The sequence below is a fragment of the Rhizobium sp. PEPV16 genome (assembly GCF_008919455.1).
GTDB classification, from domain to species: Bacteria; Pseudomonadota; Alphaproteobacteria; order Rhizobiales; family Rhizobiaceae; genus Rhizobium; species Rhizobium leguminosarum_Q.
Genome location: NZ_VSZV01000103.1, coordinates 1 through 4,428, shown reverse-complemented (window position 1 = coordinate 4,428; position 4,428 = coordinate 1). Strand labels below are relative to the sequence as shown.

Annotated in this window: 4 protein-coding genes and 1 pseudogene; 1 reads left to right on the top strand and 4 read right to left on the bottom strand. The window is 60.5% G+C overall.

The genetic code is table 11. The annotated features are described in order from the left end of the window. From FY112_RS01375 to FY112_RS01360, 4 genes and pseudogenes are all read right to left on the bottom strand, one after another. Positions 1 to 97: pseudogene (locus FY112_RS01375) on the bottom strand (alpha/beta hydrolase); the annotation flags it as partial. A gap of 15 nt (positions 98 to 112) precedes the next feature. Then, positions 113 to 715: an amino acid synthesis family protein gene (locus FY112_RS01370; RefSeq protein WP_151517453.1), complete on the bottom strand. Its 603-nt coding sequence runs from the start codon at positions 713 to 715 to the stop codon at positions 113 to 115. A 412-nt stretch (positions 716 to 1,127) separates the two neighbouring features. Further along, positions 1,128 to 1,820, bottom strand: a complete 693-nt coding sequence (locus FY112_RS01365) for a GntR family transcriptional regulator (RefSeq protein WP_151517452.1) — start codon at positions 1,818 to 1,820, stop codon at positions 1,128 to 1,130. 158 nt (positions 1,821 to 1,978) lie between these two features. Next, positions 1,979 to 3,340, bottom strand: coding sequence for an FAD/NAD(P)-binding protein (locus tag FY112_RS01360; protein ID WP_151517451.1), 1,362 nt, complete (start codon positions 3,338 to 3,340; stop codon positions 1,979 to 1,981). A 217-nt stretch (positions 3,341 to 3,557) separates the two neighbouring features. Between FY112_RS01360 and FY112_RS01355 the strand changes: the two genes are divergently transcribed. Further along, on the top strand, positions 3,558 to 4,428 hold an 871-nt coding region (locus FY112_RS01355; protein WP_151517450.1), incomplete at its 3' end, for an ABC transporter substrate-binding protein.

Here is a 4,428-nt window from a genome sequence, read left to right as displayed (position 1 = left end):
CGTGATAGGCCGTTCCGCTTGCCGTCGTCTTTCGGGGCAACGCACCGGCGGCGTTTGTTGCTGCAGCGGTGCGTGTCGTCGATCCGTCTGTCAGCATCTCAGCGCCGCTCCTTCAAACGCCCGCAGGATTGGCAACGTCCTGCCCCAGGTCTTTCAGATCCTGGTAGCGGTCGCCGATGCGGTGATGCGGGCGCCCGCCTATCGAAGCACCAAGAGCCACGACGATCTCGTCGGCAGCAGGCGCGTCGGGGATCGACGTCTGGATGGTCAGGTAGTGCGAACGGCGGCCTTCATCGTTTTTGTCCATCAGCGGGATCATGATCGGTGCATTGGCCGGACTGCGTGTGTTGCAGAAGGCGAGATAGGACTTGGCGCCGACGGCCTGGCGATAAAAGTTGCCGAAACGCAGCGTGTGGATGAGCGCGGACCCGTGTTCGATCTCGCCGTCCAGGCCGACGACAGCGGATTTTCCATAGCCTTCGACAGCCTCGCCGGACCCGACCGCATCGATGATCATCTTGGTCAGCAACTCGCCGAGCACCGGAGCGCCTGCGTGAATTTCGGGCTTGAGGTCGTCGACGAAGCCACGACCGGCCCAGGGATTCTTCACGACAGCAAAGGCGGTAAACAGCTTCAGCGGAACCGCCGCGGCCTTGCCGCCTTCGATCAGCGTCGTTTCGATCTGCAGTCCCGTCTTGCGAATTTGAATGGCCATCGAGCACCTCATTTCTCAATTTCGTATTATGGTATACCATAATGTATGAGTGTCAAGTTGGTTCCCGCGAGGACGCAGTTCAGGCCGAGGCGGAGTTTTTCAATTTGGCGCGCGCGCATCTCGACCCACCGGACAGCGCTTTCTTCCCGTCAGCGCGTTGTCAGCTGACAAACGACATGGCGGCGCCCGCGGATGCCGGCCGAGTCCAGAAGTCACGGTCATCCCAGCTCATGGTGCCGCCTTATATATTATTTAATATGGCATACCATCACATTGGACAAAGTTGAGTGTCAAGCGCGGAGTATGGATTCCGCTGAATTGCGCGGAACATCATCGCCAATGGAGTGATATCGACAGCTGAGATGAGCGCTTTGCCAGGGCCTGCGGCGAAGCGACAGGGCCCCGTTCGTGCCTATTCGGCAGGCTTCTTGGCGGACAGCACGGCTTCGGCAATCGCGCTTGCGGCGGCGACGTGATCCATCGCGGCCCGGTAAGCCCCCTCGCCGTCGCCGCGGCGGATGGCGTCCACGATCTTCGACATCTGCAGCGGCCCTTCGATGCCGCGTCTCTCCGTCTTGATCGTCATCGAGCGCAGGTGGTTTATGCGCACGGTCAGGAGATTGACGACACCCCAAGCAACGTTCCTGTCCACCATGGTGAACAGCGTATGATAAAAGGAAGAGGTGTTCGTCAGCACAGCTGCCATGTCGTTGTCGCGGTAACTGTTGCGGATCCCGGCCAGAGATTCCTCCAGCGCGGCGACGATCTCCGGGCTGCGGCGCTCCGCGCACAGCCGCGCCGCCATCCCTTCCAGCGCGCCGCGGATCTCATAGATCTGCTTGGCTTCCTCGATGTCGAGCTGCGCGACGCTCGGCCCCTTGTTCGGAAGATTGGTGACAAGCCCTTCCGATTCAAGATGTCTCAGAACCTCGCGCACAACTGTTCGGCTGACGCCGAGCTGGGCGCAGAGGTCACGCTCGACAAGGCGATCTCCGGGACGGAAATATCCGTTGACGATGGCCTCGCGGACCTTGTCGAGCGCTAATTCCCGCAAGGTCTTTGCAGGACGCTCGACTCTAATTGCGTCCTTCAGAGCACCGCTCATTCTGTACCTCAGTGTTGGACTTTGCACGCTCAACTTCCGCTGCGGCAGCCGAATGCAAGAATCGTATTATGGCGTACCAGATACTGTAGCTGTCGGCGGCCAGCAATTCAACAAGCGCTGTGCCGAGCTATAGCGCCGCCCGTCTTTTCAGACGGGAGCTAGCCTCTTGAAACGATTTTCTCGACCACGGCCTTGGCCTGCACGCGAATATCCGGAACGGCCGTGATCTCCCAGAATTGTCCCGCCGTCAGGGCGCCGACCGCGAATAGTCGGGCAGGCGAGATCCGGGACGGGGCTATCACCTCGGAAGCGGCATCCACCTGGATCCCGAGGCCAAGAGGATCGGGGGCGATCAACTCAAAGCGGCTCATTTCCTTCAAAAGCGGTGAATGACTGATCCCGGCCCGCTCCATTCCCGTGCAGTTGACGAGCCAGTCCGCCCCGATCTCGGCGATCTCGCGCGCCGCTCTGACCCTGTAGCTGGCAACGAGCCGGCCTTCCTCGGCCCCGAGCGATTTCAGGAAGCCCGCGTGGAAACGAACGGTTCCGTCTAAGACCAGTTTCTCAAACCTTTCGAACACGTCAGGCGCGACCCGGTGACGATGGATGTTCCACCAGGGAAGCGCATGTCTGAGGAAGCGTGCCCGTTCCTCGCTCGAAAGCCGTTGCCAGAGAGCCTGCGTTGCAGGCCTCAGACCGTCCATCACGGCTCGCCAGTCGGCAACCGTCCTGCTCTTTCCCCGCAAGGTCTTCAATATGCCGCTGATCGTCTCCGGAAGCCTCTCGACGTCGATCGGCAGAGGCGCCGGCGGCTTCCACGCGTGTCCGAGCGGTGCGAGACCGCGCCGCGAAAGCACATCGATCTTGCCGCTGTGGCCATGGGCGCGAAGCGCGAGAACCTGATCGATCATCGTCAGGCCGGATCCGAGGATACACACCGCATCGGATGGTGCAACGCGCCTCAGCCACGAAAGCCGCCACGGGTTCTCGATAATCCGAGATCGCAGCGATGCCGGGATCCCGTCCGGAGCGACCGGAAGGGTCGCGTTCCCGACGCCGAGGCAGAGCACCACGTTCCTTCCGGCAATCTCGTCGCCGTTGCCGAGATGGAAGGCCAGCGTGCTGCTGTAACGTTCCACGCATCCCGCCGCCTTGGCCTTGATGAAATCGACCCGGCAACGGCCGTCCCGCTTTCGAAGCAGCCGTGCAAGCGTATCGCGGACATAAAGACCGTAGTCGCTGCGCGAGGCGAAATCGCCGGCCTGCAACCGGCGGCCATGGCTTTTCAGCCAATCGACAAAGTCGTCGGGTTGATGCGGCAACAGGCTCATGCGGCCGGCGGGAACATTGAGGCGATGGAGATAGAGCTCCGTCCGGTACGCCGTCCCGCGGCCGAAGCCAGGATCGTCGCCGACGACGGCGACCGTCGCCGAAGCGGGAAGCTGCTCGATGAGATTGCAGGTAACCGCTATCGCTGAAAAACCGGAACCGACCACGATAACATCATATGTCAAATGCATTCTCCCTGAAGCTCAGAACGTCATCGAGACATTTCATCATTCAAGCCCCGTGTCGTTCACCGATCCCTGCTGATCGCACGAGCGGCAGAATCACGAAAACAATTATCTCTATAGTCTATAAATATAGTTTGTTATTTCTCCCGCTAGCCCCTTCCCAACCATTACGCTTTTGAGGGTGAGATCAAGGGCCATGCGGCCCTGAACAAAGGGGCTCAAGATGAATTTCAGGAATTTGGTTGCCGCAATCGCCGTCGGCGTCGGCACTCTTGCAACGGCCGTCGTCGCTGAAGCGGCGGACAAGAAGGTCGTCGTCGCCTATCAAACCGACGCCTTGCCGTCTTCCGTGGCGATCGCCAATGGCGAATTCGCCAAGGAGACGGGATACGAGATCGACTTCCGCAGGTTCAATTCGGGCGCCGAAATCTTTGCGGCGATTGCCTCCGGCGACGTCCAGGTCGGCTATGTCGGCTCCAGCCCGTTTGCGGCTGCGGTATCACGCGGGCTCGAGGTCAAGGCCTTTTACCTCGCCTCCATCTCGGGCATCGACGAGGCTCTCGTCGTCCGCAACGGTTCCGGCATCGAAAGCCTGAATGATCTGAAGGGCAAGAAGCTTGCGGCCGCGCCGGTATCCACGGACCACTATCAACTCCTGGCGCTGATCAAATCGCTGGGCCTGACCGAAAAGGACGTTCAGGTCTTCGCCATCCCTCAGCCCGAGATCGTCGCAAGCTATAACCGCGGCGACATCGACGGCGGCTTCGTCTGGGATCCGGCACTCACCGAACTGAAAAAGAACGGGAAGGTTCTGGTGACCTCCAAAGAGGTGGCAGACAAGGGTGCGCCGACCTTCTCGGCATGGGTCGCGACCTCGACGTTTGCCGCCGACAACCCGCAATTTCTGAAGGGTTTCGCTTCGGTCATCACCAAATACTACGCGTCATTCGCATCGGACAAATCCGCCTGGGGTCCCGACAGCGACAACGCCAAGTCACTCGCCAAGCTTCTCGGTGGAACACCTGACCAGCAGGCATCGGCCCTGAAGAACCTCACGCTGCTGACGCCTGAGGTTCAGGCCTCGGATGCCTGGC